This window comes from Kitasatospora sp. NPDC059146, from assembly GCF_042786665.1.
Classification (GTDB): Bacteria; Actinomycetota; Actinomycetes; order Streptomycetales; family Streptomycetaceae; genus Kitasatospora.
The window spans coordinates 31,125-56,185 of the sequence record NZ_JBHZCY010000055.1; the positions used below are offsets into that span (position 1 = coordinate 31,125).

General features: G+C 72.5%; 28 protein-coding genes and 1 riboswitch. Of the genes, 5 read left to right on the top strand and 23 right to left on the bottom strand.

Translation table 11 applies throughout. The features are described 5' to 3' along the window. Window positions 1-35 precede the first annotated feature (35 nt). The 12 genes from coaBC to pyrR all read right to left on the bottom strand — a co-directional run bounded on the left by coaBC (window position 36) and on the right by pyrR (window position 13,174). Window positions 36-1,265, bottom strand: a complete 1,230-nt coding sequence (coaBC, locus tag ACFXPX_RS23210; protein WP_380524826.1) for a bifunctional phosphopantothenoylcysteine decarboxylase/phosphopantothenate--cysteine ligase CoaBC — start codon at window positions 1,263-1,265, stop codon at window positions 36-38. 207 nt (window positions 1,266-1,472) lie between these two features. Further along, window positions 1,473-1,742, bottom strand: a complete 270-nt coding sequence (gene rpoZ, locus ACFXPX_RS23215) for a DNA-directed RNA polymerase subunit omega (RefSeq protein WP_188297240.1) — start codon at window positions 1,740-1,742, stop codon at window positions 1,473-1,475. Window positions 1,743-1,779: 37 nt separating this feature from the next. Continuing rightward, window positions 1,780-2,337 (bottom strand): guanylate kinase, encoded by a 558-nt coding sequence (gene gmk, locus ACFXPX_RS23220; RefSeq protein WP_375889928.1) that lies wholly within the window; start codon window positions 2,335-2,337, stop codon window positions 1,780-1,782. A gap of 49 nt (window positions 2,338-2,386) precedes the next feature. Beyond that, entirely contained in the window at window positions 2,387-2,713 is a 327-nt protein-coding gene (gene mihF / locus ACFXPX_RS23225; protein ID WP_030290269.1) for an integration host factor, actinobacterial type, read from the bottom strand. A gap of 396 nt (window positions 2,714-3,109) precedes the next feature. Next, complete coding sequence (gene pyrF, locus ACFXPX_RS23230; RefSeq protein ID WP_380643021.1) at window positions 3,110-3,943, bottom strand: orotidine-5'-phosphate decarboxylase; 834 nt, start codon at window positions 3,941-3,943, stop codon at window positions 3,110-3,112. 50 nt (window positions 3,944-3,993) lie between these two features. Continuing rightward, entirely contained in the window at window positions 3,994-5,097 is a 1,104-nt protein-coding gene (locus ACFXPX_RS23235) for a quinone-dependent dihydroorotate dehydrogenase (RefSeq protein ID WP_375889931.1), read from the bottom strand. A 137-nt stretch (window positions 5,098-5,234) separates the two neighbouring features. Next, a complete protein-coding gene (carB, locus tag ACFXPX_RS23240) occupies window positions 5,235-8,543 on the bottom strand; it encodes a carbamoyl-phosphate synthase large subunit (protein ID WP_375889933.1) in 3,309 nt (1,102 codons plus the stop codon). Continuing rightward, window positions 8,536-9,693, bottom strand: a complete 1,158-nt coding sequence (carA, locus tag ACFXPX_RS23245; RefSeq protein WP_380643023.1) for a glutamine-hydrolyzing carbamoyl-phosphate synthase small subunit — start codon at window positions 9,691-9,693, stop codon at window positions 8,536-8,538. The genes carB and carA overlap by 8 nt, the downstream gene beginning before the upstream one ends. Continuing rightward, window positions 9,690-10,262: a hypothetical protein gene (locus ACFXPX_RS23250; RefSeq protein ID WP_375889937.1), complete on the bottom strand. Its 573-nt coding sequence runs from the start codon at window positions 10,260-10,262 to the stop codon at window positions 9,690-9,692. The genes carA and ACFXPX_RS23250 overlap by 4 nt, the downstream gene beginning before the upstream one ends. Then, complete coding sequence (locus ACFXPX_RS23255; protein WP_380524823.1) at window positions 10,259-11,563, bottom strand: dihydroorotase; 1,305 nt, start codon at window positions 11,561-11,563, stop codon at window positions 10,259-10,261. The genes ACFXPX_RS23250 and ACFXPX_RS23255 overlap by 4 nt, the downstream gene beginning before the upstream one ends. After that, complete coding sequence (locus tag ACFXPX_RS23260; protein WP_375889941.1) at window positions 11,560-12,546, bottom strand: aspartate carbamoyltransferase catalytic subunit; 987 nt, start codon at window positions 12,544-12,546, stop codon at window positions 11,560-11,562. Before ACFXPX_RS23260 ends, ACFXPX_RS23255 begins: the two co-directional genes overlap by 4 nt. A 4-nt stretch (window positions 12,547-12,550) precedes the next feature. After that, entirely contained in the window at window positions 12,551-13,174 is a 624-nt protein-coding gene (gene pyrR / locus ACFXPX_RS23265; protein WP_380401474.1) for a bifunctional pyr operon transcriptional regulator/uracil phosphoribosyltransferase PyrR, read from the bottom strand. Window positions 13,175-13,505: 331 nt separating this feature from the next. Between pyrR and ACFXPX_RS23270 the strand changes: the two genes are divergently transcribed. Further along, window positions 13,506-14,009, top strand: a complete 504-nt coding sequence (locus ACFXPX_RS23270; RefSeq protein WP_030056198.1) for a transcriptional regulator — start codon at window positions 13,506-13,508, stop codon at window positions 14,007-14,009. 119 nt (window positions 14,010-14,128) lie between these two features. Here ACFXPX_RS23270 and ACFXPX_RS23275 read toward each other — a convergent pair whose 3' ends face one another. The 10 genes from ACFXPX_RS23275 to rpmB form a co-directional block, all read right to left on the bottom strand. Beyond that, complete coding sequence (locus ACFXPX_RS23275; protein ID WP_380524822.1) at window positions 14,129-15,109, bottom strand: hypothetical protein; 981 nt, start codon at window positions 15,107-15,109, stop codon at window positions 14,129-14,131. Window positions 15,110-15,264: 155 nt separating this feature from the next. Beyond that, window positions 15,265-16,086 (bottom strand): thioesterase family protein, encoded by an 822-nt coding sequence (locus ACFXPX_RS23280; RefSeq protein ID WP_380643025.1) that lies wholly within the window; start codon window positions 16,084-16,086, stop codon window positions 15,265-15,267. Between the two features lie 147 nt (window positions 16,087-16,233). Next, window positions 16,234-16,671: a transcription antitermination factor NusB gene (gene nusB / locus ACFXPX_RS23285; protein ID WP_350508646.1), complete on the bottom strand. Its 438-nt coding sequence runs from the start codon at window positions 16,669-16,671 to the stop codon at window positions 16,234-16,236. A 4-nt stretch (window positions 16,672-16,675) separates the two neighbouring features. Next, window positions 16,676-17,239, bottom strand: a complete 564-nt coding sequence (efp, locus tag ACFXPX_RS23290; protein ID WP_375889949.1) for an elongation factor P — start codon at window positions 17,237-17,239, stop codon at window positions 16,676-16,678. Window positions 17,240-17,313: 74 nt separating this feature from the next. Beyond that, complete coding sequence (locus tag ACFXPX_RS23295) at window positions 17,314-18,420, bottom strand: aminopeptidase P family protein (RefSeq protein WP_375889951.1); 1,107 nt, start codon at window positions 18,418-18,420, stop codon at window positions 17,314-17,316. A 110-nt stretch (window positions 18,421-18,530) separates the two neighbouring features. Further along, the gene (gene rpmF / locus ACFXPX_RS23300; RefSeq protein ID WP_375889952.1) at window positions 18,531-18,704 is read right to left on the bottom strand and encodes a 50S ribosomal protein L32; all 174 of its coding nucleotides are present in this window, start codon (window positions 18,702-18,704) and stop codon (window positions 18,531-18,533) included. Between the two features lie 41 nt (window positions 18,705-18,745). Then, complete coding sequence (gene rpsR / locus ACFXPX_RS23305; protein ID WP_375889954.1) at window positions 18,746-18,982, bottom strand: 30S ribosomal protein S18; 237 nt, start codon at window positions 18,980-18,982, stop codon at window positions 18,746-18,748. A 32-nt stretch (window positions 18,983-19,014) separates the two neighbouring features. Continuing rightward, window positions 19,015-20,184, bottom strand: a complete 1,170-nt coding sequence (locus ACFXPX_RS23310) for a CobW family GTP-binding protein (RefSeq protein WP_380524866.1) — start codon at window positions 20,182-20,184, stop codon at window positions 19,015-19,017. A 5-nt stretch (window positions 20,185-20,189) separates the two neighbouring features. Next, window positions 20,190-20,495 (bottom strand): 30S ribosomal protein S14, encoded by a 306-nt coding sequence (rpsN, locus tag ACFXPX_RS23315; RefSeq protein ID WP_375889956.1) that lies wholly within the window; start codon window positions 20,493-20,495, stop codon window positions 20,190-20,192. Then, window positions 20,495-20,731 carry a 50S ribosomal protein L28 gene (rpmB, locus tag ACFXPX_RS23320; protein ID WP_350508652.1) on the bottom strand — a complete coding sequence of 79 codons (237 nt, stop codon included), beginning with the start codon at window positions 20,729-20,731 and terminating at the stop codon, window positions 20,495-20,497. Before rpmB ends, rpsN begins: the two co-directional genes overlap by 1 nt. 165 nt (window positions 20,732-20,896) lie before the next feature. Between rpmB and rpmG the strand changes: the two genes are divergently transcribed. Beyond that, window positions 20,897-21,061, top strand: coding sequence for a 50S ribosomal protein L33 (rpmG, locus tag ACFXPX_RS23325; RefSeq protein WP_350508653.1), 165 nt, complete (start codon window positions 20,897-20,899; stop codon window positions 21,059-21,061). Window positions 21,062-21,090: 29 nt separating this feature from the next. Then, complete coding sequence (locus ACFXPX_RS23330) at window positions 21,091-21,339, top strand: type B 50S ribosomal protein L31 (RefSeq protein WP_375889960.1); 249 nt, start codon at window positions 21,091-21,093, stop codon at window positions 21,337-21,339. A 72-nt stretch (window positions 21,340-21,411) separates the two neighbouring features. Here the strand turns inward: ACFXPX_RS23330 and ACFXPX_RS23335 are convergent, their stop codons facing one another. Further along, window positions 21,412-22,533 (bottom strand): HoxN/HupN/NixA family nickel/cobalt transporter, encoded by a 1,122-nt coding sequence (locus ACFXPX_RS23335; RefSeq protein WP_375889961.1) that lies wholly within the window; start codon window positions 22,531-22,533, stop codon window positions 21,412-21,414. 31 nt (window positions 22,534-22,564) lie between these two features. Further along, a riboswitch (cobalamin riboswitch) is annotated at window positions 22,565-22,759 on the bottom strand. A gap of 81 nt (window positions 22,760-22,840) precedes the next feature. Between ACFXPX_RS23335 and ACFXPX_RS23340 the strand changes: the two genes are divergently transcribed. Further along, a complete protein-coding gene (locus tag ACFXPX_RS23340) occupies window positions 22,841-23,224 on the top strand; it encodes an ArsR/SmtB family transcription factor (RefSeq protein WP_380401448.1) in 384 nt (127 codons plus the stop codon). A 53-nt stretch (window positions 23,225-23,277) separates the two neighbouring features. After that, entirely contained in the window at window positions 23,278-24,960 is a 1,683-nt protein-coding gene (locus ACFXPX_RS23345) for a hypothetical protein (RefSeq protein ID WP_375889965.1), read from the top strand. The last annotated feature ends 101 nt before the right edge of the window (window positions 24,961-25,061 follow it).

Sequence of the window (25,061 nt, forward strand, 5' to 3'; positions counted from 1 at the left end):
CAGCGGGAATCCATCGGGAATCGAGCGGGAATCGATCAGTTCCGACCCGATTCCAGCCGCTTTGCCACCAGATCCCAGACCACGTCCGCGAGCACCTCCTTGGGGCCCACCGGTACGGGGGTCTCGGTGCCGTCCGCGCCCAGTACCACGGCCTCGTTGACGTCCTGCCCGAAGGCCTTGCCGTCGCCCACCTCGTTGACCACCAGCAGGTCGCACCCCTTCCGGGCGAGCTTGGCGCGGCCGTTGGCGAGCACGTCGTCGGTCTCCGCCGCGAAACCCACCACCAGTTGGCCCGAACGGGGGCGGTGCGCCGACAGCTCGGCCAGCACGTCGGGATTGCGGACCAGCGCGACCGGCGCCGGCTCGACCCCCTCGACCTTCTTGATCTTGCCGGTGGCGTACTCGGCGGGCCGGAAGTCCGCCACCGCCGCGGCCATCACCACGGCGTCCGCGGCCGCGGCCGCCGCCAGCGCCGCCTCGCGCAGCTCCAGCGCGGTCGAGACGTGCACCACGTCCACCCCGGCCGGGTCGGGCAGCTCGGCGTTGGCCGAGACGAGGGTCACCCGCGCCCCGCGGGCCGCGGCGGTCACGGCGAGCGCGTAGCCCTGCTTGCCGGAGGAGCGGTTGCCGAGGTAGCGCACCGGGTCCAGCGGCTCCCGGGTGCCGCCGGCCGAGACCACCAGGTGCCGGCCGGCCAGGTCGGTCGGCACCGCCCCGCCGCGGCGCAGCACGGCCCGGCAGGCCTCGAAGATCGCGCCGGGCTCGGGCAGCCGCCCCTTGCCGGTGTCCTTGCCGGTCAGCCGCCCGACGGCCGGCTCCAGCACGATCACGCCGCGGCGGCGCAGGGTGGCGACGTTCTCCCGGGTGGCGGGGTGCTCCCACATCTCGGTGTGCATCGCGGGCGCCACCACGACCGGGCAGCGGGCGGTGAGCAGGGTGTTGGTGAGCAGGTCGTCGGCGAGCCCGTGGGCGGCCTTGGCGATCAGGTCGGCGGTGGCGGGGGCGACCACCACCAGGTCGGCCTGCTGGCCGATCCGCACGTGCGGCACCTCGTGCACGCGCTCCCAGGTCTCGGTGGCGGCCGGGCGGCCGGAGAGCGCGGCCCAGGTGGCCTCGCCGACGAAGTGCAGCGCCGCCGCGGTGGGCACCACGGTGACCTGGTGGCCGGACTCGGTGAACCGGCGCAGCAGCTCGCACGCCTTGTAGGCGGCGATCCCGCCGCTGACACCGAGGACCACGCGGGGGGCGTCCGCACTCGCGCTCATCTACCGGCCTTTCTCCGCATCGGGCACCCGACAGATCGGGAACCCGCCCACCCTACGACCCCTCGACGATCACTCGCACCGTGCCCCACCCCGACCGGGGGACGGCGAGCGGAGAACGCCGGAGGGCCCGGCGACCCCTACCGGAAAACGCCAGAGGGCCCGGCGGAAGAATTCCGCCCGGCCCTCCGGGGAAGTTGCGGAGCTGCCTCAGGCGGCGCCCTCGACCGCCTCGGCGGTCAGCATGCCGGCGTTGATCTCGCGCAGCGCGATCGACAGCGGCTTCTCGTGCACGTGGGTGTCGACCAGCGGGCCGACGTACTCCAGCAGGCCCTCGCCGAGCTGGGAGTAGTAAGCGTTGATCTGGCGCGCGCGCTTGGCGGCGTAGATCACGAGGCTGTACTTCGAGTCGGTGGCCTCAAGCAGCTCGTCGATCGGCGGGTTGATGATGCCCTCGGGCGCGGTCATGGAAGAGGACACGCGAAAACCTTCCGAAAGGGTGGAAAAGACTGACAGGTCAGGCTACACCGAGCAAGGCTAGCAGTTCGGCCGCTACCTGCTCGACGGAGGTGTTGACAAGGGTTGTGTCGAACTCGGTCTCGGCCGCGAGCTCGATCGTGGCCGCCTCCAGCCGCCGCTCGATCACGTCCTGCGGCTCGGTGCCCCGGCCGGTCAGCCGACGGACCAGCTCGTCCCAGCTCGGCGGAGCCAGGAAGACCAGCTGGGCGTCGGGCATCGACTCGCGCACCTGGCGGGCGCCCTGGAGGTCGATCTCCAGCAGGACGGGCTCACCGCGCTCCAGCTTCTCCAGCACCGCCGCGCGCGGGGTGCCGTAGCGGTTCCCCGCGAACTCGGCCCATTCCAGCAGCTCGCCGTTGGCGATCAGCTTGTCGAACTCGTCGTTGTCGACGAAGTGGTACTGGACCCCGTTCTTCTCGCCGGGCCTCGGGTGACGGGTGGTGGCCGACACCGAGAGCCAGACCTCGGGGTACATCTTCCTCATATGAGCGACGACCGTGCTCTTGCCGACCCCCGAGGGGCCGGAGAGCACGGTCAGCCGCGGACGCTCACTCATGCACCGATTATCCCGGATCGCGGACGATCCTGGGACCACGGGGGCACGGTCAGGCGGCGCCACCGCCGAACTCCCGCTCCAGGGAGGCGATCTGGTTCGTTCCGAGACCGCGGACACGGCGGCTCTCGCTGATGCCGAGGCGCTCCATGATCTGCTTGGCACGAACCTTGCCGACGCCCGGAAGGGACTCCAGCAGGGCCGAGACCTTCATCTTGCCGATGACGTCGTTGTCATTCTTGCCGGCCTTGATCACCTCGTGCAGGGAGGCGCCGGAGTGCTTGAGCCGGTTCTTGACCTCGGCGCGCTCCCGGCGAGCCTCGGCGGCCTTGGCGAGCGCGGCGGTGCGCTGTTCAGGGGTAAGGGGCGGAAGAGCCACGCCGTTCACCTCAGGGTGTGGAAGGAAGGGATTGAGCTATGACTGGTTCGGTACCTAGGACACCGTCCGCAAGGGGAGCCCAATGGGGAACCACAGGGCCCTGACCTGCGGGAGCTACGGGTTCGCGGCTCGCCGATGACCTATCGCCGGACACTACCCGGATTGCGGCGCCGCGTCAGGAAAAGAACACGAAAAGTCCTGGTCAGCCAAGGCCGACCAGGACTTTCCAGGGCAAAATGACCGCGATTGCGAGACTTTGGCGGGCTCGATGTGACGGCGCTCACGTCAACTCCGGTGCCGCCCCGCCGTCCTGCGGACACTGCGCACGGTCACCGATCGGCTACCGCGGCCCCACCGGCCGGACCGCTCCGGCCACTTGACGGCGTCCGCCGGTGCCTACTTGACGGCGTCCGCGAACTCGCCGACGAAGCGCTCCGCCGCCGCCCGCAGCGCCGGAACCGACGGCCCGTGCTTGAGCACGTCCCGGCTGACGCTCGGCACCACGTTGATCACCGAGGCGCCGAACACCCGCGGCAGGTCCGCCATGGTCGCACCCTGGGCGCCGATCCCGGGGGCCAGCAGCGGGCCGTTGATGGCCAGGTCCACGCCCGCGTCGGCCAGCGTCGCGCCGACCACCGCGCCGAAGGAGCCCAGCGGCGCGGCGTCCGCGTTCTCCGCCGCCAGCTGGCGCAGCACGGAGGCCGCGACCGGCTCGCCGTCCGCCCCGACGGCGCGCTGCACCTCGGCGCCCTCCGGGTTGGAGGTGAGCGCCAGCGCGAACACCCCGCAGCCCTGCTCGCGGGCCAGGTCGAGGGCCGGGCGCAGCGACCCGAAGCCCAGGTACGGGCTGACCGTGACGGCGTCCGAGAACAGCGGGCTGCTCGGCGACAGGAAGGCCTCCGCGTAGGCGGCCATGGTGGAGCCGATGTCGCCGCGCTTGGCGTCCATCAGCACCAGCGCGCCGGCCGACCGGGCCTCCTCGACGGCCTTCTCCAGCACCGCGACGCCCTTGCTGCCGAAGCGCTCGAAGAAGGCGGCCTGCGGCTTGAGCACCGCGACGCGGTCGGCCAGGGCCTCCACCACGGTGCGGCTGAACGTCTCCAGCCCCGCGAGGTCGTCGCCGAGCCCCCAGGCGGAGAGCAGGGAGGCGTGCGGGTCGATGCCGACGCAGAGCTGGCCGCGGGTGTCGAGGGCCTGGCGCAGCCGGGCGCCGAACGGGGCGAGGGTCATGTCGTCCTTTCCAGGGGTGGTACGGCCTGCTGCGAGACCGGTCAGGGGGTTCAGGCGCCGCGGACGGCGCTGCCGACGGCCGCGGCGAGGTCGCGGAAGCCCGCGGCCCGGATCCGGGCGGAGAGGCCCTTGTGGATCCGGCGGCACCAGAACGGACCCTCGTAGATGAAGGCGCTGTAGCCCTGCACCAGGTCGGCGCCGTGGATGATCCGCTGCCAGGCGTCCTCGGCGGTCTCCACGCCGCCGACCGAGACCAGGGTCAGCCGGCCGCCGGTGCGGGCGCGCAGCCGCTGGAGGACCTCCAGGGCGCGGGCCTTGAGCGGGGCGCCGGAAAGGCCGCCCATGCCGATCTCCTCGACCCGCTGCGGGTCGGCGAGCAGGCCGCCGCGGCCGATCGTGGTGTTGGTGGCGATGATGCCGTCCAGGCCCAGCTCCAGGGCGAGGTCGGCGACGGCGTCGACGTCCTCGTCGGCCAGGTCCGGGGCGATCTTGACCAGCAGCGGCACGTGGTGCGCGGTGGCGCGGTCGGCGGCCTCGCGCACGGCGGCGAGCAGCGGGCGCAGGTGGTCGACGGCCTGGAGGTTGCGCAGCCCGGGGGTGTTCGGGGAGCTGACGTTGACCACCAGGTAGTCGGCGTACTTGGCCAGCCGCTCGGTCGACTTGACGTAGTCGGCGACGGCGTCGGCCTCCTCGACCACCTTGGTCTTGCCGATGTTGACGCCGATCACCGGGGTGGAGCTGGTGTGCGGGCGGGCCGCCAGCCGGGCGGCGACCCGGGCCGAGCCCTGGTTGTTGAAGCCCATCCGGTTGATCAGCGCGCGGTCCTCGACCAGGCGGAACAGCCGGGGCGCCGGGTTGCCGGGCTGGGCCTCCCCGGTGATGGTGCCGATCTCGACGTAGTCGAAGCCGAGCATGGCCAGGCCGTCGATGCCGACGCCGTTCTTGTCGAAGCCGGCCGCGAGCCCGAACGGGCCGGGCAGGTCGAGGCCGAGGGCACGGGTGCGCAGCGCCCGGTCGCGCGGGGCGAGCACCAGCCGCACCAGGGTGCGCAGGCCGGGCACCGAGGAGGCGAGGCGGATCCAGAAGAAGGCCAGGTGGTGGGCCTTCTCCGGGTCCATCCTCTTGAAGACGAGGTCGAACAGGAACTTGTACAAAGCGGGATCAACTCCGAAGGCAGCAGCGGGTTCAGGGCGCGGGCGCAGCCCGTCGAAGGAAGGGTGGTGGCGGGCGACGGGCGGGCATACGAGTGGGGGGCACCAATCCGGCTCCGGTGCCCCCCACTGCGGTGGTGCTACTTGCGGCCGGCGTTGATCAGCTCGGCGTGCTCCTGGAGCGACATCACTCCGACCTCGTCGCGCAGCAGCGCGTCCATGCCCTGGACGGCCGCGCCCATCGCCTGGACGGTGGTCAGGCAGGGCACCCCGCGGGAGACCGCAGCGGTGCGGATCTCGTAGCCGTCCAGGCGCCCGCCGGTGCCGTACGGCGTGTTGATGATCAGGTCGACCTCGCCGTCGTGGATCAGCTGGACGATGGTCTTCTCACCGTTCGGGCCCTCGCCCTCGCTGTGCTTGCGCACCAGCGTGGACGGGATGCCGCCGCGCTGGAGCACCTCGGCGGTGCCGGCGGTGGCGAGCACCTCGAAGCCGAGGCCGACCAGCGCCCGGGCCGGGAAGACCAGGTTGCGCTTGTCCCGGTTGGCGACCGAGACGAAGACCTTGCCCTTGGTCGGCAGCGCGCCGTAGGCGCCGGCCTGGGCCTTGGCGTAGGCGGTGCCGAAGACCTTGTCGATGCCCATGACCTCACCGGTCGAGCGCATCTCCGGGCCGAGCACGGTGTCCACGCCGCGGCCGTGGATGTCGCGGAAGCGGCTCCACGGCATCACGGCCTCCTTGACCGCGATCGGCGCGTCGGCCGGCAGGGTGCCGCCGTCGCCCTCGGCCGGGAGCAGGCCCTCGGCGCGCAGCTCGGCGATGGTGGCGCCGAGCGAGACCCGGGCGGCGGCCTTGGCCAGCGGCACCGCGGTCGCCTTGGAGGTGAAGGGGACGGTACGGGAGGCGCGCGGGTTGGCCTCCAGCACGTAGAGGATGTCCCCGGCCAGCGCGAACTGGATGTTGATCAGGCCGCGGACGCCGACACCGCGCGCGATGGCCTCGGTGGAGGTGCGCAGGCGCTTGATGTCGTAGCCGCCGAGGGTGATCGGGGGCAGCGCGCAGGCGGAGTCGCCGGAGTGGATGCCGGCCTCCTCGATGTGCTCCATGACGCCGCCGAGGTAGAGCTCGGTGCCGTCGTAGAGCGCGTCGACGTCGATCTCCACCGCGTCGTCCAGGAAGCGGTCGATCAGCACCGGGTGCTCGGAGATCAGACCGGCGTGCCGCTCCAGGTAGGACGCGAGCGAGGCCTCGTCGTAGACGATCTCCATGCCGCGGCCGCCGAGCACGTAGGACGGGCGGGCCAGGACGGGGTAGCCGATCTCGTCGGCGATCGCCTTGGCCTCCGCGAAGGAGAAGGCGGTGCCGTGCTTGGGGGCGGGCAGTCCGGCGTCGCGCAGCACGCGGCCGAAGGCGCCGCGCTCCTCGGCGAGGTCGATCGCCTCGGGCTGGGTGCCGACGATCGGCACGCCGTTGTCCTTGAGCGCCTGGGCCAGGCCGAGCGGGGTCTGGCCGCCGAGCTGGACGATCACACCGGCCAGCGGACCGGCCTGCTGCTCGGCGTGGACGATCTCCAGCACGTCCTCCAGGGTGAGCGGCTCGAAGTAGAGCCGGTCGGAGGTGTCGTAGTCGGTGGAGACGGTCTCCGGGTTGCAGTTGACCATGACGGTCTCGAACCCGGCCTCGGCCAGCGCGAAGGAGGCGTGCACGCAGGAGTAGTCGAACTCGATGCCCTGGCCGATGCGGTTGGGGCCCGAGCCGAGGATGATCACGGCCGGCTTGGTGCGCGGGGCGACCTCGCTCTCCTCGTCGTAGGACGAGTAGAAGTACGGGGTCTTGGCGGCGAACTCGGCGGCGCAGGTGTCGACGGTCTTGAACACCGGGCGGATGCCGAGCGCGTGGCGCACCTCGCGGACGACGTCCGGGCGCAGGCCGCGGATCTCGCCGATCTGCTGGTCGGAGAAGCCGTGCCGCTTGGCGTGGCGCAGCAGCTCGGGGGTGAGCTCCTCGGCCTCGGCCAGCTCGCCGGCGATCTCGTCCAGCAGGAAGAGCTGGTCGACGAACCACGGGTCGATCTTCGTGTACTCGAAAACCTCCTCCGGGGTGGCGCCGGCCCGGATGGCGTCCATCACGGTGTTGATCCGGCCGTCGGTCGGCACGGTGGCCTTGACCAGCAGCTCGGTCTTCTCGCCGAGCGGGCTCGTCCAGGTGAACTGGGAGCCCTTCTTCTCCAGCGAGCGCAGCGCCTTCTGCAGCGCCTCGGGGAAGTTGCGGCCCATGGCCATGGCCTCGCCGACCGACTTCATGGTGGTGGTCAGCGTGGCGTCGGCGCTCGGGAACTTCTCGAACGCGAACCGCGGGACCTTCACCACGACGTAGTCGAGGGTCGGCTCGAAGGAGGCCGGGGTCTGCTCGGTGATGTCGTTGGGGATCTCGTCCAGGGTGTAGCCGACGGCCAGCTTGGCGGCGATCTTGGCGATCGGGAAGCCGGTGGCCTTGGAGGCGAGCGCCGAGGAGCGGGAGACGCGCGGGTTCATCTCGATGACGATGACCCGGCCGTCGTCGGGGTTGACGGCGAACTGGATGTTGCAGCCGCCGGTGTCGACGCCGACCTCGCGGATCACGGCGATGCCGATGTCGCGCAGGATCTGGTACTCGCGGTCGGTGAGGGTCATCGCCGGGGCGACGGTGATCGAGTCACCGGTGTGCACGCCCATCGGGTCGAAGTTCTCGATGGAGCAGACGACCACGACGTTGTCGTTCTTGTCGCGCATCAGCTCCAGCTCGTACTCCTTCCAGCCGAGGATGGACTCCTCCAGGAGCACCTCGGTGGTCGGCGAGAGGGCCAGGCCCTGGCCGGCGATCCGGCGCAGGTCCTCCTCGTGGTGGGCGAAGCCGGAGCCGGCGCCGCCCATGGTGAAGGAGGGGCGCACCACGACCGGGTAGCCGCCGAGCGTGTCGACGCCGGCCAGCACCTCGTCCATGGTGTGGCAGATGACCGAGCGGGCGGACTCGCCGTGGCCGATCTTGGCCTTGACGGCCTCGACGACGCCCTTGAACAGCTCGCGGTCCTCGCCCTTGTTGATCGCCACGACGTCGGCGCCGATCAGCTCGACGCCGTACTTCTCCAGCGTGCCGGCGCTGTGCAGCGAGATCGCGGTGTTGAGCGCGGTCTGGCCGCCCAGGGTCGGCAGCAGGGCGTCGGGGCGCTCCTTGGCGATGATCTTCTCGACGAAGTCCGGGGTGATCGGCTCGACGTAGGTGGCGTCGGCGATCTCCGGGTCGGTCATGATCGTGGCCGGGTTGGAGTTGACCAGCACGACCCGCAGGCCCTCGGCCTTGAGGACGCGGCAGGCCTGGGTGCCCGAGTAGTCGAACTCGGCGGCCTGGCCGATGACGATCGGGCCGGAGCCGATCACCAGGACGGACTTGATGTCACTGCGCTTAGGCACGCTGGCCCTCCATGAGCTTCACGAAGCGGTCGAACAGGTAGGCGGCGTCGTGCGGGCCGGCGGCCGCTTCGGGGTGGTACTGCACGCTGAAGGCGGGGACGTCGAGTGCCTGGAGGCCCTCGACCACGTCGTCGTTGAGGCAGACGTGGGAGACCTCGACCCGCCCGTAGGGGGTGTCGCTCACCTTGTCCAGCGGCGCGTTCACGGCGAAGCCGTGGTTGTGGGCGGTCACCTCGACCTTGCCGGTGGTGCGGTCCTGCACCGGCTGGTTGATGCCGCGGTGGCCGTACTTGAGCTTGTAGGTGCCGAAGCCGAGGGCGCGGCCGAGGATCTGGTTGCCGAAGCAGATCCCGAAGAACGGGGTCGCCCGCTCCAGCACGCCCTGCGCGACGGCGACCTGGTGGTCGGCGGTGGCCGGGTCGCCCGGGCCGTTGGAGAAGAAGACGCCGTCCGGGTTGACGGCGTAGACGTCCTCCAGGCTGGAGTTGGCGGGCAGCACGTGCACCTCGATGCCGCGCTCGGCCATCCGCTGCGGGGTCATCGCCTTGATGCCGAGGTCCAGCGCGGCGACGGTGAACTTCTTCTCACCGACGGCGGGCACGATGTACGGCTCGGTGGTGGCGACCTCGGCGCACAGGTCGGCGCCCTTCATCTCGGGCGACTGCTGCACCCGGGCGAGCAGGGCGGCCGGGTCGGCCAGCGCCTCGCCGGAGAAGATCCCGCAGCGCATCGCGCCGCGCTCGCGCAGGTGGCGGGTCAGCGCGCGGGTGTCGATGCCGCTGATGCCGACGACGCCCTGGCGGGTCAGCTCCTCGTCCAGCGAGCGGCGGGAGCGCCAGTTGGAGGCCACCCGGGCGGGGTCGCGCACGACGTAGCCGGCGACCCAGATCTGCTTGGACTCGTCGTCCTCGTCGTTCCAGCCGGTGTTGCCGATCTGCGGCGCGGTCATCACGACCACCTGGCGGTGGTACGACGGGTCGGTGAGGGTCTCCTGGTAGCCGGACATGCCGGTGTTGAAGACCGCCTCGCCGAAGGTCTCGCCGGTCGCGCCGTAGGCCTGGCCGCGGAAGGTCCGGCCGTCCTCCAGGACGAGCACGGCCGGGATGCGCTCCCGCCGTTGGCGCTGCGTGGTGGGGGCAGGTGCGGTCATTGCGCGGCCTCTTCCGTCTTCTTCGTCTTCGTGGTACGTGTTGCGAGCTCGTTGATCGCCTCGACCCAGGCGGCGTGCTCGTCGGGGTGGTCGGCCCGGAAGCCGGAGTCCAGCTCGGTGCCCTCGTGGGCCCAGGTGACGACCAGCAGTCCGGAGGGGACGACCTTCCCGGCGATCCCGGAGTCCGTCCGGGCACCGGTGAGGTGCTCGGCCGGGATCCAGAAGTCGACGTCGCCGGGGCGCTGCACCAGCAGCCCGTCCGTGCCGAGGGTGAGGTCGGCCCGGCTGCGGGTGCCCAGGCCGTGCGCGACGACCCGGTCGAGCCAGTTCCCGGCGGTGGTGCTGCCGTGGTACCGCCCGCTGGTCTCCAGGATGGTGCGTCCGGCGCGGGCCGGCACGGCGGGCAGCGGCGGGATCCCGGACTGCAGGGTCCGGCGCCAGTTCCAGCCCTGGCGCATCAGCCAGTAGATCAGGCCGATGACGAGCATCAGTCCGACCGCCCAGCCGATGTAGTCCGGCCAGTCGGTGACCCTCGCCTGCTCCCTGGCCAGCGACGCGTAGCCGGTCACGCCAGGCCGCCCTGCTCGGCCGGCTCGCCGGCCAGCACGGTGGCGCGGCCGCGCAGGAAGGTGGCGTGCACCCGTCCGGGCAGGTCCATGCCCTTGTAGGGGGTGTTGCGGCTGCGGGTGGCGAAGCTCTCGGGGTTCACGGCCCCACGGTACGCGGGATCGAAGAGCACCAGGTTGGCGGGCTCACCCACCGAGATCGGCCGGCCGTGCCCGGTGAGACGGCCGATCCGGGCCGGGCGGTGCGACATCCGGTCGGCGACGCCCTCCCAGTTCAGCAGGCCGGTGTCGACCATGGTCTGCTGGACGACCGACAGCGCGGTCTCCAGGCCGACCATGCCCATCGCGGCCACGGCCCACTCGCAGTCCTTGTCCTCGGCCGGGTGCGGCGCGTGGTCGGTGGCGACGGCGTCGATGGTGCCGTCGGCCAGCGCCTTGCGCAGCGCCTGGACGTCCTCGGCGGTGCGCAGCGGCGGGTTCACCTTGTACACCGGGTCGTAGGAGCGGACCAGCTCGTCGGTGAGCAGCAGGTGGTGCGGGGTCACCTCGGCGGTGACGTCCCAGCCCTTGGACTTGGCCCAGCGGACGATCTCGACCGAGCCGGCCGTGGAGAGGTGGCAGACGTGCAGCCGGGAGCCGACGTGCGCGGCGAGCAGCACGTCGCGGGCGATGATCGACTCCTCGGCGACGGCCGGCCAGCCGCCGAGCCCGAGCTCGCCGGAGACCTGGCCCTCGTTCATCTGGGCGCCCTCGGTCAGCCGCGGCTCCTGGGCGTGCTGGGCGACGACGCCGTCGAAGGCCTTGACGTACTCCAGGGCGCGGCGCATCAGCACCGCGTCGTCCACGCACTTGCCGTCGTCGGAGAAGACCCGGACGCCGGCCGCGGACTCATGCATCGCGCCGAGCTCGGCGAGCTTCTTGCCGCCCAGGCCGACGGTGACGGCGCCGACCGGCTGCACGTCGCAGTAGCCGGCCTCCTGGCCGAGCCGCCAGACCTGCTCGACCACGCCCGCGGTGTCGGCCACCGGGGTGGTGTTGGCCATCGCGTGCACGGCGGTGAAGCCGCCCATCGCGGCGGCCCGGGTGCCGGTGAGCACGGTCTCGGCGTCCTCGCGGCCGGGCTCGCGCAGGTGGGTGTGCAGGTCGACCAGGCCGGGCAGGACGATCATGCCGGTGGCGTCGATCTCGATGTCCGCCTCGACCGCCAGGCCGGTGCCGATCTCCTGGATGACGCCGTCGGCGAGGTGGAGGTCCTGCGGGGCGCCGCCCAGGATCTTGGCGTTGCGGATCAGGTAGCTGGTCACTGGGCGGTCTCCACGGAGTCGGTGCGGGGGGCGGCGGCGGTGTCTGCGAGGGTGGCCCCGCCGAGCAGCAGGTACAGGACGGCCATCCGGACGGAGACGCCGTTGGCGACCTGCTCGACCACGGTGCAGCGCGGCGAGTCGGCGACCTCGGCGGTGATCTCCATGCCGCGGACCATCGGGCCGGGGTGCATCACGATGGCGTGCCCGGGCAGCTGGGCCATCCGGAGGCCGTTCATGCCGTAGCGGCGGCTGTACTCGCGCTCGGTCGGGAAGAACGCGGCGTTCATCCGCTCGCGCTGCACCCGCAGCATCATCAGCGCGTCGGTCTTGGGCAGCACGCTGTCGAGGTCGTAGCTGACCTCGCAGGGCCAGTTCTCGATGCCGATCGGCAGCAGGGTCGGCGGGGCGACGAAGGTCACCTGGGCGCCGAGGGTGGTCAGCAGGTGCACGTTGGAGCGGGCGACCCGGCTGTGCAGGATGTCGCCGACGATGGTGACCCGGCGCCCGGCCAGGTCGTTACCCAGGCCGGCGTTGAGGTGGCGGCGCATGGTGAAGGCGTCGAGCAGGGCCTGGGTGGGGTGCTCGTGGGTGCCGTCGCCGGCGTTGATCACGCTGCCGTGCAGCCAGTCGGACTGGGCCAGCCGGGCCGGCGCGCCCGAGGCGTGGTGGCGGATGACGACCGCATCGGCCCCCATCGCCTGGAGGGTGAGCGCGGTGTCCTTGAGGCTCTCGCCCTTGGAGACCGAGGAGCCCTTGGCGGAGAAGTTGATGACGTCCGCGGACAGTCGCTTCTCGGCGGCCTCGAAGGAGGTCTTGGTGCGGGTGGAGTCCTCGAAGAAGAGGTTGACGACGGTGCGGCCGCGCAGCGTGGGCAGCTTCTTGACGGCCCGGCCGGAGAGCTGGGCGAGCTCCTCGGCGGTGTCCAGGATCAGCAGCGCGTCGTCGCGGCTGAGATCGGCGGCGGAGACGAGGTGGCGCTTCACGCGGCTACTCCGGGAGGTGCGGTTCGGTGGGCTGGGAGGCCATGGCCTGCGAGCTGCGGGCGGCGTGGTCGCGGTCGCCGACCAGTACGGCGTCCACGCCGTCGGTGTCGGCCAGGCGGACCTGCACGGCCTCGCGCAGCGAGGTGGGGAGGTTCTTGCCCACGTAGTCCGCCCGGATCGGCAGCTCGCGGTGGCCGCGGTCGACCAGGACGGCGAGCTGCACGGCGCGCGGGCGGCCGATGTCGTTCAGCGCGTCCAGCGCGGCGCGGATGGTGCGGCCGGAGAACAGCACGTCGTCGACGAGGATGACCAGCTTGCCGTCGATGCCGCCGGGCGGGATCTCGGTGTGCTCCAGGGCGCGGGCGGGCTTCAACCGCAGGTCGTCCCGGTACATGGTGATGTCCAGGGTGCCCAGCGGGATCTCGCGCCCGGTGATCTGGGCCAGCCGGCCGTGCAGGCGGCGGGCGAGGTGGACGCCCCTGGTGTGGATGCCGAGCAGCACGACGTCCTCCGCGCCCTTGGCGCGCTCGACGATCTCGTGCGCTATCCGGGTGACGACCCGGGCGATGTCCGTGCCGTCCAGCACCTGGTGCGGCGGTCGCGGCGTGGGTTCCTGATGTGTGGTCATGCCGAAGCGGACCTCCTTCCCCGCCTCACTGGACGGGCTTTAAAGGATGTCTGGGATTGGGCCCCCGCCGACCGGGCGTGGGCTTCGGGTCATCCTATCAGCGCGCCGCACGGCAAACGGACCTCCATCATTCCGCTTCTCCGGGTTCACGCACCGGATGCGCCGATGATGCGGGCCATTCGCACGACTGCCCCATTCGGCTTGACGCAACTACCTTACTCTACGTAACCTCACAGTGAGTTACGAGACAGGCGTCGAACCCACCGGTAACGACGCCGGCAACGCCCGTGACCCACCACTGAACGCGAAGCAATCTCGTCCGGGGAGATCAATGTCCAGCGACTACGCGAAGCAGCTCGGAGGCAAGCTCCGAGCGATCCGCACTCAGCAGGGGCTCTCCCTGCACGGTGTCGAGGAGAAGTCCCAGGGGCGCTGGAAGGCAGTCGTCGTCGGCTCGTACGAGCGCGGCGACCGTGCGGTCACCGTGCAGCGGCTGGCCGAGCTCGCCGAGTTCTACGGCGTGCCGGTGCAGGAACTGCTGCCCGGAGGCACCCCCGGCGGCGCGGCCGAGCCGCCGCCGCGCCTGGTCCTCGACCTGGAGAGACTGACCCAGGTGCCGTCCGAGAAGGCCGGTCCGCTACAGCGCTACGCGGCGACCATCCAGAGCCAGCGCGGCGACTACAACGGCAAGGTCCTCTCGATCCGCCAGGACGACCTGCGCACGCTGGCCGTGATCTACGACCAGTCGCCGTCGATCCTCACCGAGCAGCTGATCTCCTGGGGCGTGCTCAACCCCGACGCGCGCCGCGCGGTGCGCGAGGAGGACGCGAGCTGACGCTCGCGCTCCGGCTCCGCCGGAAAAGCGGGCCTCGGCCTGCAACGGCTTGCAGAAACGTCACGGCGCGGCCCCCGGTTTCCGGGGGCCGCGCCGCGGCGTGCCGGGCGGTCACCGGCTCAGCAGACCGTGCCCAGGCTGTAGCCCGGCTGCGCCGCCACGCCGTCCAGCCGCACCGGGCGGGCGGCCGGCGCCCAGTCCGGGCCGCTGCTCGACCACGCCCAGGCGGCGGGCAGGAAGCATCCGTCAGCGGCTCCGCCGCGGGACTCATCAGCGGCTCCCCCGCGGGCCCTCTCGGCGGCTCCGCCGGAGGCCGCCGACCCCTGCGAGCCGTGCAGCACCGCGACGCCCGGCAGCTCCAGCGCCAGCCCGGCGCACAGCACCGCGCAGACCAGCTCCAGGTCCTCGTCGTTGATCCGCGCCACGCCGTCCTCCCACTGCAGGACCCGGGCCGCCGCGGCCAGCCGCCCGCCCGGCGCGTCCACCCGCAGGCGCAGCTCGTACACCCCGGCGCCCGCGCCCACCAGCATCCGGCGGAACACCTCGCCACCGCGCTGGTAGGCGGCCCGCACCCAGCGCGCATGCTCCTCGTCGGTCTCCCCCGCACCCCCGTACAGCCCGCCGTCGAGCAGCAGGTCGGCGTGGCAGAGCGTCAGCCCGTTCTCCCGGGCCCGGACCAGTCGCGGCACGAAGTCCCCGGCCAGTTCCTCGCCCTGATAGGGCAGCAGCTGGGTCTGCAACGGCGGGTTGACCAGGTAGCGGTCGCGGGCGGCGGACTCGGCCGGGTCCAGGCCGTGCAGCAGGCAGAACTCCTCGAAGTCCTGCGGGTGGAACATCCGGGCCCGGACGGTCTCGAACCGCTCCAGCGCGTCGGCCAGCAGCTCCGCGGTGTCGGCCAGGTAGCGCTCGTAGTCGGGGGCGTCGCACACGCCCCAGGCCCGGGCCCGCGCGAAGTCCGCGGCATTGGTGAGCACACCGAGGACGAACGCCTGCTCGGCCCCCTCGACCCGCCGCGGCCGGTGCGGCGCCCGCAGCGCGGGGCGCAGGCCGCCGGCGGTGCAGTCGGAGTTGCGGCGGGCGCGGCCCTTGCGGCTGGTCATCGGTGGCTCCTGACATCTGCTGGGGGCCGTCGAACGGTACGGTGACGGTCAGCGGCGGGGCTCGCCGCTGACCGTGTTACTCCCCAGTTCCGCGCGCCACACACGTACGGCGTGTCACGGAAATGTAACCACCGGTAATAGGGGTCGTCGCGGCCTCAGCGCGGCACCCGGGCCAGCTGCCGGGACTGGGCGACCAGGCGTCCGGCCTCGTCCCAGACCTCGGCGTCCTCCTCGAAGTAGCCGCCGGCCACGTTGCGGGTGGAGTGGACGACCCGCAGCCAGCCCGGGGCGGGCCTGGCCCGCAGGTGGACGGTCAGCTCGACGGTCGGGGCCCAGCCCGGCAGGCCGAGGTCGAAGGTGACCGGCGGGAGCGCGTCGGCGACCAGCAGGAGCAGCAGCGGGTCGGGGTCGCGGCCGTCGGCGAGCCGGAACCAGCCCTGGATCCGGCCGTTGCCGGAGGGCTGGCCGAGCGCCCAGCCGACGGTGGCCGGGTCGAGCCGCAGGTCGAAGCGCTCCAGCAGGGCGGCCTGCTCGATCAGCTGCCTGGGGGCGTGCTCGACGCCGATGCACTGGTCCGGCGGCGGCAGCTGCGGCGGGGTCGCGGTGGTGCGCACCTCGCCGTCGTCGGCGGCGAGGTCGCCGTGGCTGGCCACCACGCGCAGGCGTTCGACGCCGTCCTGGCTGAGCGAGGCGGTGCCGGTGGACAGCCCGCGACCGGTGCGCAGCACCTCGGTGCGGACGGTGGCCGGGCCGGGGGTGGAGGCGGACAGGTAGTAACCGCTGATCGACACCGGGTCGGGGTGCTGCCCGTGCTCCAGCGACAGCGCGTGTCCGGCCACCGCGAGCAGCAGCCCGCCGTTGACCCCGCCGCCGATCTGCCAGCCGGCGCCGAGCTCGGCCTCGTAGCGGCCGGCCTCCTCGGGGTGTCTGGTGAGGGCGATGCCCCGGTCGAACTCGCTGCGGGTCGCGGTGCTCATGGGTGTGGCCTGCCCTTCGGGTCGCCGACGGCGCCGTCGGCGAAGTTACTGACGAGTAGCACCCACCCTACGCCCACCGGGTGAAACGCGGAACGGCCGCAGGCCCCGGAGTTCCGGGGGCCTGCGGCCGTCTGCGAACAGCACCGATCAGCGGCGGATGCTCGGCTTCAGCTCCAGGAAGCGGGCCAGCATGCCGTTGACGAAGGCCGGGGAGTCGTCCGTGGAGAACTCCTTGGCGATCTCGACGGACTCGTCCAGGACGACCGCGTCCGGGACGCCGTCCTCCCAGATCAGCTCGTACGCGCCGAGCCGCAGGACGTTGCGGTCCACGATCGGCATCCGGTCGAGGGTCCAGCCCACCGCGTACTGCTCGATCAGGTCGTCGATGCGACGCGCGTGCTGGACGTACCCCTCGATCAGCTCCATGGTGTACTCGCCCACCTGCGGGGTGCCCTCGTCGGGCTTGGGCTCGCGGGCGCGCGCCACCCAGTCGGCAAGGACCTGCTGCGGGTCGACCCCGCGGTGGTCGGCCTCGAAGAGGATCTGGAAGGCCCGGGTACGGGCCTTGCTACGTGCGGCCGACACGGACTTACTTCACCCGGCCGAGGTAGCTGCCGTCGCGGGTGTCGACCTTGACCTTCTCGCCGGTGACGACGAAGAGCGGGACCTGGATCTCGGCACCGGTCTCCAGGGTGGCCGGCTTGGTGCCACCGGTGGAGCGGTCGCCCTGCACGCCCGGCTCGGTGTGGGAGATCACGAGCTCGACGGAGGTCGGGAGCTCGATGTAGAGCACCGCACCCTCGTTGGTGGCGACGAGGGCCTCGAAGCCCTCCAGCAGGTAGTTCGCGGCGTCACCGACGACGGCCGGCTCGATCGTGATCTGGTCGTAGGTGTCCATGTCCATGAACACGAAGTTCTCGCCGTCCTTGTACGAGAACTGCATGCCGCGCTTGTCGACGTTGGCGGTCTCGACCTTGGTGCCGGCGTTGAAGGTCTTGTCGACGACCTTGCCCGTCAGGACCTCCTTGAGCTTCGTACGCACGAAGGCCGGGCCCTTGCCGGGCTTGACGTGCTGGAACTCGACGACGGACCAGAGCTTGCCGCCCTCCAGCTTGAGGACCATGCCGTTCTTGAGATCGTTCGTGGAAGCCACGGGCGCACTTACTCCTGGATATAGCTGTCAAGGAACCAAGGGTTCGCGTCCTGCCGCCGGCCCGGGGGCCGCCGTCACAGGGCGAGGAGCTCCTTGGTGGTGATGGTGAGCAGCTCGGGCCCGCCCTCCTCGAGGGGGCGCACCACGAGCGTGTCCTCGATCCGGACCCCGCCCTTGCCCGGGAGGTGGACCCCTGGACCGACGGTGACCGGCACGCGGCTGTCCAGTTTACCCATGTCCGACGGACCGAGGCGCGGCGCCTCCCGGATCTCCAGCCCGATGCCGTGGCCGACCGGGTGCGGAGAGGCCTCGGCGTGCCCGGCCGCCTCCAGGACCTGCCGGGCCACCCGGTCGGGCACGCACTGCTCGACGCCCGGGCCGAGCGCCTCCCGACCCGCCCGCTGGGCGCGGAAGACCAGCCGGTGCAGCTCGACCTGCCAGGGCGCGGGAGCCGCTCCGATCACGAAGGTCCGGGCGGTCGAGACGCCGTAGCCCCGGTACTGGGCGCCCATCACCACGGTGAGGAAGTCGCCCTCCTCCACCCGGCGGTCGGTGGGCTGGTGGGCGGGCTGGCCGGAGTGGCTGCCGGTGCCGACCGACACCGGGAAGGCCGCCCGGTCGGCTCCGTGGTCGATCATCCGGCGCTCCAGCTCCATCGCCAGGTGCCGCTCGGTCCGGCCGACCAGGATCGACTCCAGCAGCTCGCCCAGCGCCTGGTCGGCGATCTCGGCGGCGATCCGCAGGTCCGCGATCTCGTGCTCGTCCTTGACCACCCGCAGCCGCTCCACCACCTGGCCGAGGTCCGCCAGCCGGCCGCCCTCCAGCAGGCCCGCGACCGCCCGGTGCCGGGTGACGGTCAGGTCGTGCTCCTCGACCGCCAGGTCGCGCACCCCCAGCCGGTCCGCGGTGGCGGCGGCCGCCAGGGCGGTGTCCGCCCCGGCCGCCACCGGCACCTGGGTGACGTCCGCGGCGATCAGGTGCTCCCCCGAGTCGTCCGGCGGCAGGTCGTCCGGGAGCGTCAGCAGCACCCGGTCCCGGGTCAGCAGCAGGGTCGCCCCGCAGGGCGCGCAGCCCGTCAGGTACCGCACGTTCGCCGCCCGGGTGATCAGCGCCGCGTCGGCGCCGGCCGCGCTGCAGTGCTCCCTCACCCGCTCCCGCCGCCCCGCGTACGCATCCGCCATGCGTCGAGCCTACGAACCCCCGGCCCGAAGCGCCCGCCGAGCACCCCCGAGGGATGCGCCGGCACCCCACTGCGCCCCGCGCGCCCCCGCGCACTCCCCGCTGACCGCCGTCACCTCCCCTCCGGGTCGATCAGGCCCCGGCGGTAGGCCGGGACGAGGTTCTGCGGGACGAGCATCTCCCGGCCGTTCAGGGTGATCGGGACGAGCTTCGGGCCGGTCGCCTTCCACTGGGCGCGGCGGTGCCGGGTGTTGCTGCGCGAGGTCCTGCGCTTGGGAACTGCCATCGGGGGCTCCTGTCGGGTGGTGCCGGGCCGTCGGGTCCGGGCTAACGGGTGGTGCCGGAGGCGTACGGGAGGAGGGCCGTCTCGCGGGCGTTCTTGACCGCCCGGGCCACCGCCCGCTGCTGCTGGACGGTGAGCCGGGTGACCCGCCGGCTGCGGATCTTGCCGCGGTCGGAGACGAAGCGGCGCAGCAGGTCGGTGTCCTTGTAGTCGACGTACTCGATGCCGGCCGCGACCAGCGGGTTGGGCCGGGCCTTCGGCGCGGCGGTGCGGTTGCGCACGGGTGCTCCCTTGCGGTGGTGGGCGGTGTCGGTCAGTGGTGGACGGGGTCGAGGAGGTCCCGGAAGCCGTCCGGGAGGGCCTTCCAGCCGGGTTCGCCGGCGGCGAGTTCGGTGTCGGTGAGCAGGCAGGAGTCGAGCAGTTCGGTGAGGCCGTCGACGTCCAACCCCTCCGCGGTGAAGCTGAGCTGCTGCACCCGGTCCCCGTGCAGGGGGTGCCAGTCGAGGGCGGCCGCGGCGCGGCGGGCCGGCGGGTAGAGGTCCCAGGCGGCGTCGGGCAGGGCGATCAGCCAGGGCCCGCACTCCTCGACCGCGAGGTTGGCCCCGGCCGCGTCCCAGGCGAGCATCAGGTCGGGCCGGTTGGCGAGCCAGAACCTGCCGCGGCTGCGCTGGGCGGCCGGGACGAGCAGTTCGAGGGCCCGGTGCAGCCGTTCCGGGTGCAGCGGCCGGCGGCGCTCCCAGACCAGGGTGCTCACCCCGGCCTCGTCGCTCTCCTGGGGGAGCAGCGCGATCGCCGGGTTGACGCGGTCGCGCGCGGCGGCCACGTCGAAGCCGCCGAGGGCGGCCCGGGCGAGCGCACCGGTGCCGAGCCGGACCACCCGGGCGGTCGGGTGGAGCTGGCGCAGCAGCGCGAGCCCCGGCGCGTGCGCGGTGGCGCGCGGCACGGCGAGCGTGGTGGCGTACTCGACCTGGTGGGCGAGCGCCTCGGCGCGGGTGCGTTCGTCCCGGGCGGCGGTGTGCTGCCCGTGCTCCACCAGCTCGTCGGGCACGGAGAGTTCGCCGACCAGCCGGTCCGGGTCGACGGCGGTGACCACGCCCGCGAGTTCGATCGCCTCCGCCAGGGGGCGGCCGTCCACCTCGCCCCCGGCGAGCACCTCGACCGCGGGGTGCGGGTCGCTGCCGCCCCAGAGTTCGACCACCGCGAGCCCGTACCGGCCGCCGTCGGCGAGTTCCAGCAGCCGGGGCAGCAGGTCCTCGCGCAGGGCGCAGCACGGGCAGTCGTTCACCAGCGGGACCGAGCCGGTGTCGAACGCCCCGCCGGCGTCCCGCAGTTCGCGGTGGACCAGGCCGCGCGCGGCGTCCCGCAGGTCGTGCCGCAGCACCACGGCGTCCACCGCGGCGGCCGTCAACTCCTCGACGGCGGACCGGCGTTCGTCCGGGTGCAGCCCGGCGACCACCACCACCGGGAGCCTGGTGCCGTCCATGCCGCTCACCAGCTCGCCTTGCGCACGCCCGGCAGGTGTCCGGCGTGGGCGTGGACGCGCAGGTTGACCCGGGAGAGGCCGAAGGCGCGCAGGTAGCCGCGCGGCCGGCCGTCGACGGCATCGCGGTTGCGGACCCTGGTGGGGCTCGCGTCGCGGGGCTGGCGGGCGAGTTCGGCCTGGGCGGCGGCGCGCTCGGCGGGGGCGGTGCCGGGGTGGGCGATGAGCCGCTTGAGTTCGGCCCGGCGCTGGGCGTAGCGGGCGACGATCACTCGCCGCTGCTCGTTCTTGGCGATCTTGCTCTGCTTGGCCATCAGACCTTCCCCCCTCGGGCGCGGATGCGGGCGACGGCGGCCTCGACGCCGATCGTGTCGACGGTCTTGATCCCCTTGGCGCTCAGCACCAGCCGGACGTACCGGCCCTCACTGGGCAGCCAGTAGCGCTTGCGCTGGATGTTGGGGTCGAAGCGGCGCGGGGTGCGGCGGTGCGAGTGCGAGATCGCGTTGCCGAAGCCGGGCCGGCGGCCGGTGAGCCGGCAGTGGGCGGACATGGGTGCTCCCTGGCGTCCGGGAATGGGCAGGACGGAGGTCACGTTACACCAGATGAAAATGACATCCATTTCGGTGTACGGTTCCGATCCATCCCCGCGAACCCCGCACCCGGAGGCCCCCGGACCCCGAGGGTCCACGGGCCCGAGACCCCAGGAGGACGCCCGATGGCCCGCAGCGAACTGCGCCCCGTGATCAAGCTCCGCTCCACCGCCGGCACCGGCTACACGTACGTGACCCGCAAGAACCGCCGCAACGACCCGGACCGGATGGTCCTGCGCAAGTACGACCCGGTCGCGGGCCGGCACGTCGACTTCCGCGAAGAGCGCTGACCGCACGAACCCCTCGGAGGAGCCCAGCCATGAAGCCCGGAATCCACCCCGCCTACCGCCCGGTCGTCTTCCGCGACAAGGTCGGCGGCCTCGCCTTCCTCACCCGCTCCACGGTCACCGGTGACCGCACGGTCGAGTGGGAGGACGGCAACACCTACCCGGTGATCGACGTCGAGATCTCCTCGGCGAGCCACCCCTTCTACACCGGCCAGTCCCGGGTGCTCGACACCGCCGGCCGGGTCGAGCAGTTCCGCCGCCGCTACGGCGACCGGCACTGACGGCGGAACGCGAACGGCGCCTCCCCGGCTCGGGGAGGCGCCGTTCGCGACGCGCGGGCACTGCCGCCACCGCTACTGCTGCTGCGTGGGCGTCCAGCGCTTCTCGACGCCCGCCAGCTTCCAGTACGCGATGGCGATCGCCCACACCACCACGAACAGCCCGGCGATCGCGTAGCCGACGTTGTCCAGCGAGATGTCCGCGATGAACCCGGTCACCGGGTCGGTCAGGTCGAGCTTCTCGTGCAGCACGCCGACCAGCTCGATGGTGCCGATGATGAAGGCCACCGCGATCGACAGCCCGGTGATGGTCAGGTTGTAGTACACCTTGCGCACCGGGTTGGAGAAGGCCCACTGGTACGCGAAGTTCATGAACGTCCCGTCCAGGGTGTCGAACAGGCTCATCCCGGCCGCGAACAGCAGCGGCAGGCAGACGATCGCGTACCAGGGCAGCCCGGCCGCCGCGCCCGAACCGGCCATCACCATCAGGGTGACCTCGGTCGCGGTGTCGAAGCCCAGGCCCAGCACCATGCCGACCGGGAACATCTGCCCGGGCCGGGTGATCGAGCGGGTCGCCCGGTTCAGGATCCGGGCCATGAAGCCGCGCGAGTCGAGGTGCGCCTCCAGCTCCGACTCGTCGAACTGCCCGGCCCGCATCGAGCGGAACACCTTGAGGATGCCGAGCAGCGCCGCCAGGTTGAGCGCGCCGATCAGGTAGAGGAAGGCGCCGGAGGCCGTGGTGCCGACCAGCCCGAGCCACTTGTGGGTGGCCGAGTCGTCGTCCATCAGCGTGTTCGCCAGCTGGGCGCCGCCCGCCACCAGGGCGGCCATGATGACCACCATCGAGGAGTGGCCGAGCGCGAACCAGAAGCCGACCGAGACCGGCCGCTTGCCGTCCGCCATCAGCTTGCGGGTGGTGTTGTCGATCACCGCGATGTGGTCGGCGTCGAAGGCGTGCCGCATGCCGAGGGTGTAGGCCGTGATGCCCAGGCCCACCCCGAAGACCTGGGTGCCGACGGCGTAGTTGTGCGGCGCGACCAGGAAGACGAGGGTCCCGAAGGCCACCACGTGCATGGCCAGGATCACCCCCATCAACCCGGCGGTCCGGAGGGTGTCCTCGCGCTTCCACCGGAAGGTGGGCAGTACGGAGGGGGCGGGGCCCGCCTCGGCGGGCGCGGCGGTTTCGGGCAGGGTCATCTTCGGATCACGCTCCAGCACCTCGTGGAATGACTTCGTGAGATGCCGTGGCCGGTCTCCTGGCTCACGGGGCTTCCCGACCCGCCTTCCCAGGTGCACGAAGCACCCAGTGGCACGTGGATCCGGACGACTGTCCCCCGATCACAGTGGCGAGGGCCGCTCCGGAATGGGACCTGTTGAGGGTCCGTCACCGGTCTTCCCGAGCACCACGGCGGGGAACACCGTAGGGGCAGGACCACACCCTCGCAAGGTTGCGCACCTGTGCAGGTGTCCAGGATCACAGGTCGTGAGCTGCCAGAATGTCCGCATGCATCTCGTACCGGCCGACCGCGCGGGCCACCGCACCATCGACGGACACCGGGTCTGCGAGGCCATCGCCGCCATCGGGGACACCGCCCACGTCCGGACCTGGGCCGAGCGGTTCTCCCTGCTCTCCGACCCCGGCCGGCTCGCCCTGCTGCTCGCCCTCCACCGGGCCGGCCCGCTCGCCGTCAGCGACCTGGCGGTCGCCACCGGCATGCGCGACCCGGCCGTCTCCCAGGCCCTGCGACTGCTCCGCACGGCGGGCGTGGTCACCGGCGACAAGGACGGACGCGTGGTGCGCTACCGGCTCGTGGACGACGCCCTGCGCCCCCTCCTCGACGAGTGCGCCGCCGCCGACCACGAGGAGCCCGCCGCGGCGGCGGGCTGACCGACACTCGGCAAACCACGCCGGGGGCGCGGCGGGGTGAGTACGATCACGATGTGCCGTCCCACCCCCACGTCTGGCCCGCCGACCGCTGGAACACCCGCCCGGTCAAGGCCCGCGTGCTGGCGGTCGCCCGCACCCTCACCTCGGCGACCCGGGTCCTGGACGTCCTCACCCTGCTCGACCCGGACGGCATCGAGCGGTACTTCACCGTCAACCCCGGCTCCGCCTTCGCCGACCGCGCCCTGGACGAGTACCTCCACGGCCTGCCCGGCTACACCGTGCTGGACTGGGAGGACGCCGTCCGCCACCGCTTCGACCTGGCCGTCGCCTGCGCCGTCCACGCCTCCATGCACCGGCTGGACGCCCGCCTGGTCGTCCTCCCGCACGGTGCCGGCTACAACCGCCTGGTCACCGAGTCCACCGGCGACGCGGTCAGCTCCGCCGGCCTCTCCCGCAACGAACTCACCCACCGCGGAGAGGTGTTCGTCGACGTCCTCGGCCTCTCCCACCCCGAACAGCTGGACCGGCTGCGGGCCTCCTGCCCCGAGGCCCTGGACGTCGCCGAGGTCGTCGGCGACCCGTGCTTCGACCGGATCCTGCGCAGCCGACGCTCCCGCGACGGCTACCGCGCCGCCCTCGGCGCCGTCGACGGCCGCCGACTCGTCGTCGTCGACTCCACCTGGAGCGAGCACTCGTTATTCGGCCGTCACCCCGACCTGCCGCAGCGGCTGGTCCGCCGACTGCCCGCCGACGAGTACGCGGTGGCCGTCGTGCTGCACCCCAACATCTGGAGCCGGCACGACCCGGCGGCCCTGCTCGACGACGCCCGGCGGATGGGCCTGCGCCTCGTCCCGCCCCACCAGGGCTGGCAGGCCGCCCTCGTCGCCGCCGACGTCATGATCGGCGACCACGGCTCGGTCTCCTTCTACGGCGCCGCCCTGCGACGGCCCACGATGATCGTCGCCACCGGCGCCGCCGAACTCGACCCGCGGTCCCCCAGCTACGCCTTCGGCCAGGCCGCACCCGTCCTCGACCCCGACGGCGACCTCGCCGCCCAACTCGAACTCGCCCTGGCCCGGACCCCGGACGACCGCACCGACCTGACGGCCATCACCGACCGCTCGCTCGCCCACCGCGGCGAATCCGCCCGACTGCTGCGCCCACTGCTCTACTCCTTCCTCGACGGCCTCGACGAGCCCGCCGGCGAACCCGTCCTGCCGCCCTACCCCAAGCCCGCGCCCCGGCCCGGAGGCGGCGAAGGGCCCAGCGCGTACGACGTCGAGGGCAAGAGCGAGGGGACGGAGGTCAGCCTGCGGCGCTACCCCTTCCACCCCGACGACCACACCCCGCGCGGCTTCCACGCCCTCACCGACGACCACCCGGGCGACGCCCTGCGGTACACCGCCGAAGTCCTCGCCCGCACCGAGGCCCGGGCCGAACGCCCCGCCGTCGAGTGGCTCGCCGACACCGCCCTCGAACTGCCCGGCCTCGCCGTCGCGGTGGCCGCCCTCGGCCCGGCCCGGCACCTGCTCCGGCTGCCCGGCGGCCGACTCCTCGAAGCCCACGCCGCACGCGACTTCGGCAGCCCCGAGCCCGTCCTCGACCCCCTGCTGCTCGGCTCCGCCGTCGCCTGCTGGCTCTCCGACGGCGGCGACCCGGCCGGCCTGCCCGAGCACGGCCTCACCGTCCGCACCGGCCGGCACTGCACCCGGGTCGCCTTCACCGCCGGGCCCTGACCGGCCCCGGACAGGGCCTAGGGCCTGTCCGGCGGATCTTGGCAGATCAGCGCGCGGCGTTGGGCGCCCGGCTGGGCGTGCGCCCGAGTCGGCCTCGTACT

Coding starts and splice junctions, on each gene's coding strand:
- ACFXPX_RS23310 (WP_380524866.1), bottom strand. CDS start 20,184: ATGGACGGCACCAGGCTCCCGGTGGTGGTGGTCGCCGGGCTGCACCCG.
- ACFXPX_RS23295 (WP_375889951.1), bottom strand. CDS start 18,420: ATGGCGGATGCGTACGCGGGGCGGCGGGAGCGGGTGAGGGAGCACTGC.
- carA (WP_380643023.1), bottom strand. CDS start 9,693: ATGACCGCACCTGCCCCCACCACGCAGCGCCAACGGCGGGAGCGCATC.
- ACFXPX_RS23340 (WP_380401448.1), top strand. CDS start 22,841: ATGCATCTCGTACCGGCCGACCGCGCGGGCCACCGCACCATCGACGGA.
- rpmB (WP_350508652.1), bottom strand. CDS start 20,731: ATGTCCGCCCACTGCCGGCTCACCGGCCGCCGGCCCGGCTTCGGCAAC.
- ACFXPX_RS23270 (WP_030056198.1), top strand. CDS start 13,506: ATGTCCAGCGACTACGCGAAGCAGCTCGGAGGCAAGCTCCGAGCGATC.
- ACFXPX_RS23275 (WP_380524822.1), bottom strand. CDS start 15,109: ATGACCAGCCGCAAGGGCCGCGCCCGCCGCAACTCCGACTGCACCGCC.
- ACFXPX_RS23330 (WP_375889960.1), top strand. CDS start 21,091: ATGAAGCCCGGAATCCACCCCGCCTACCGCCCGGTCGTCTTCCGCGAC.
- ACFXPX_RS23280 (WP_380643025.1), bottom strand. CDS start 16,086: ATGAGCACCGCGACCCGCAGCGAGTTCGACCGGGGCATCGCCCTCACC.
- rpmF (WP_375889952.1), bottom strand. CDS start 18,704: ATGGCAGTTCCCAAGCGCAGGACCTCGCGCAGCAACACCCGGCACCGC.
- ACFXPX_RS23335 (WP_375889961.1), bottom strand. CDS start 22,533: ATGACCCTGCCCGAAACCGCCGCGCCCGCCGAGGCGGGCCCCGCCCCC.
- pyrR (WP_380401474.1), bottom strand. CDS start 13,174: ATGACCACACATCAGGAACCCACGCCGCGACCGCCGCACCAGGTGCTG.
- pyrF (WP_380643021.1), bottom strand. CDS start 3,943: ATGACCCTCGCCCCGTTCGGCGCCCGGCTGCGCCAGGCCCTCGACACC.
- gmk (WP_375889928.1), bottom strand. CDS start 2,337: ATGAGTGAGCGTCCGCGGCTGACCGTGCTCTCCGGCCCCTCGGGGGTC.
- rpmG (WP_350508653.1), top strand. CDS start 20,897: ATGGCCCGCAGCGAACTGCGCCCCGTGATCAAGCTCCGCTCCACCGCC.
- rpsN (WP_375889956.1), bottom strand. CDS start 20,495: ATGGCCAAGCAGAGCAAGATCGCCAAGAACGAGCAGCGGCGAGTGATC.
- coaBC (WP_380524826.1), bottom strand. CDS start 1,265: ATGAGCGCGAGTGCGGACGCCCCCCGCGTGGTCCTCGGTGTCAGCGGC.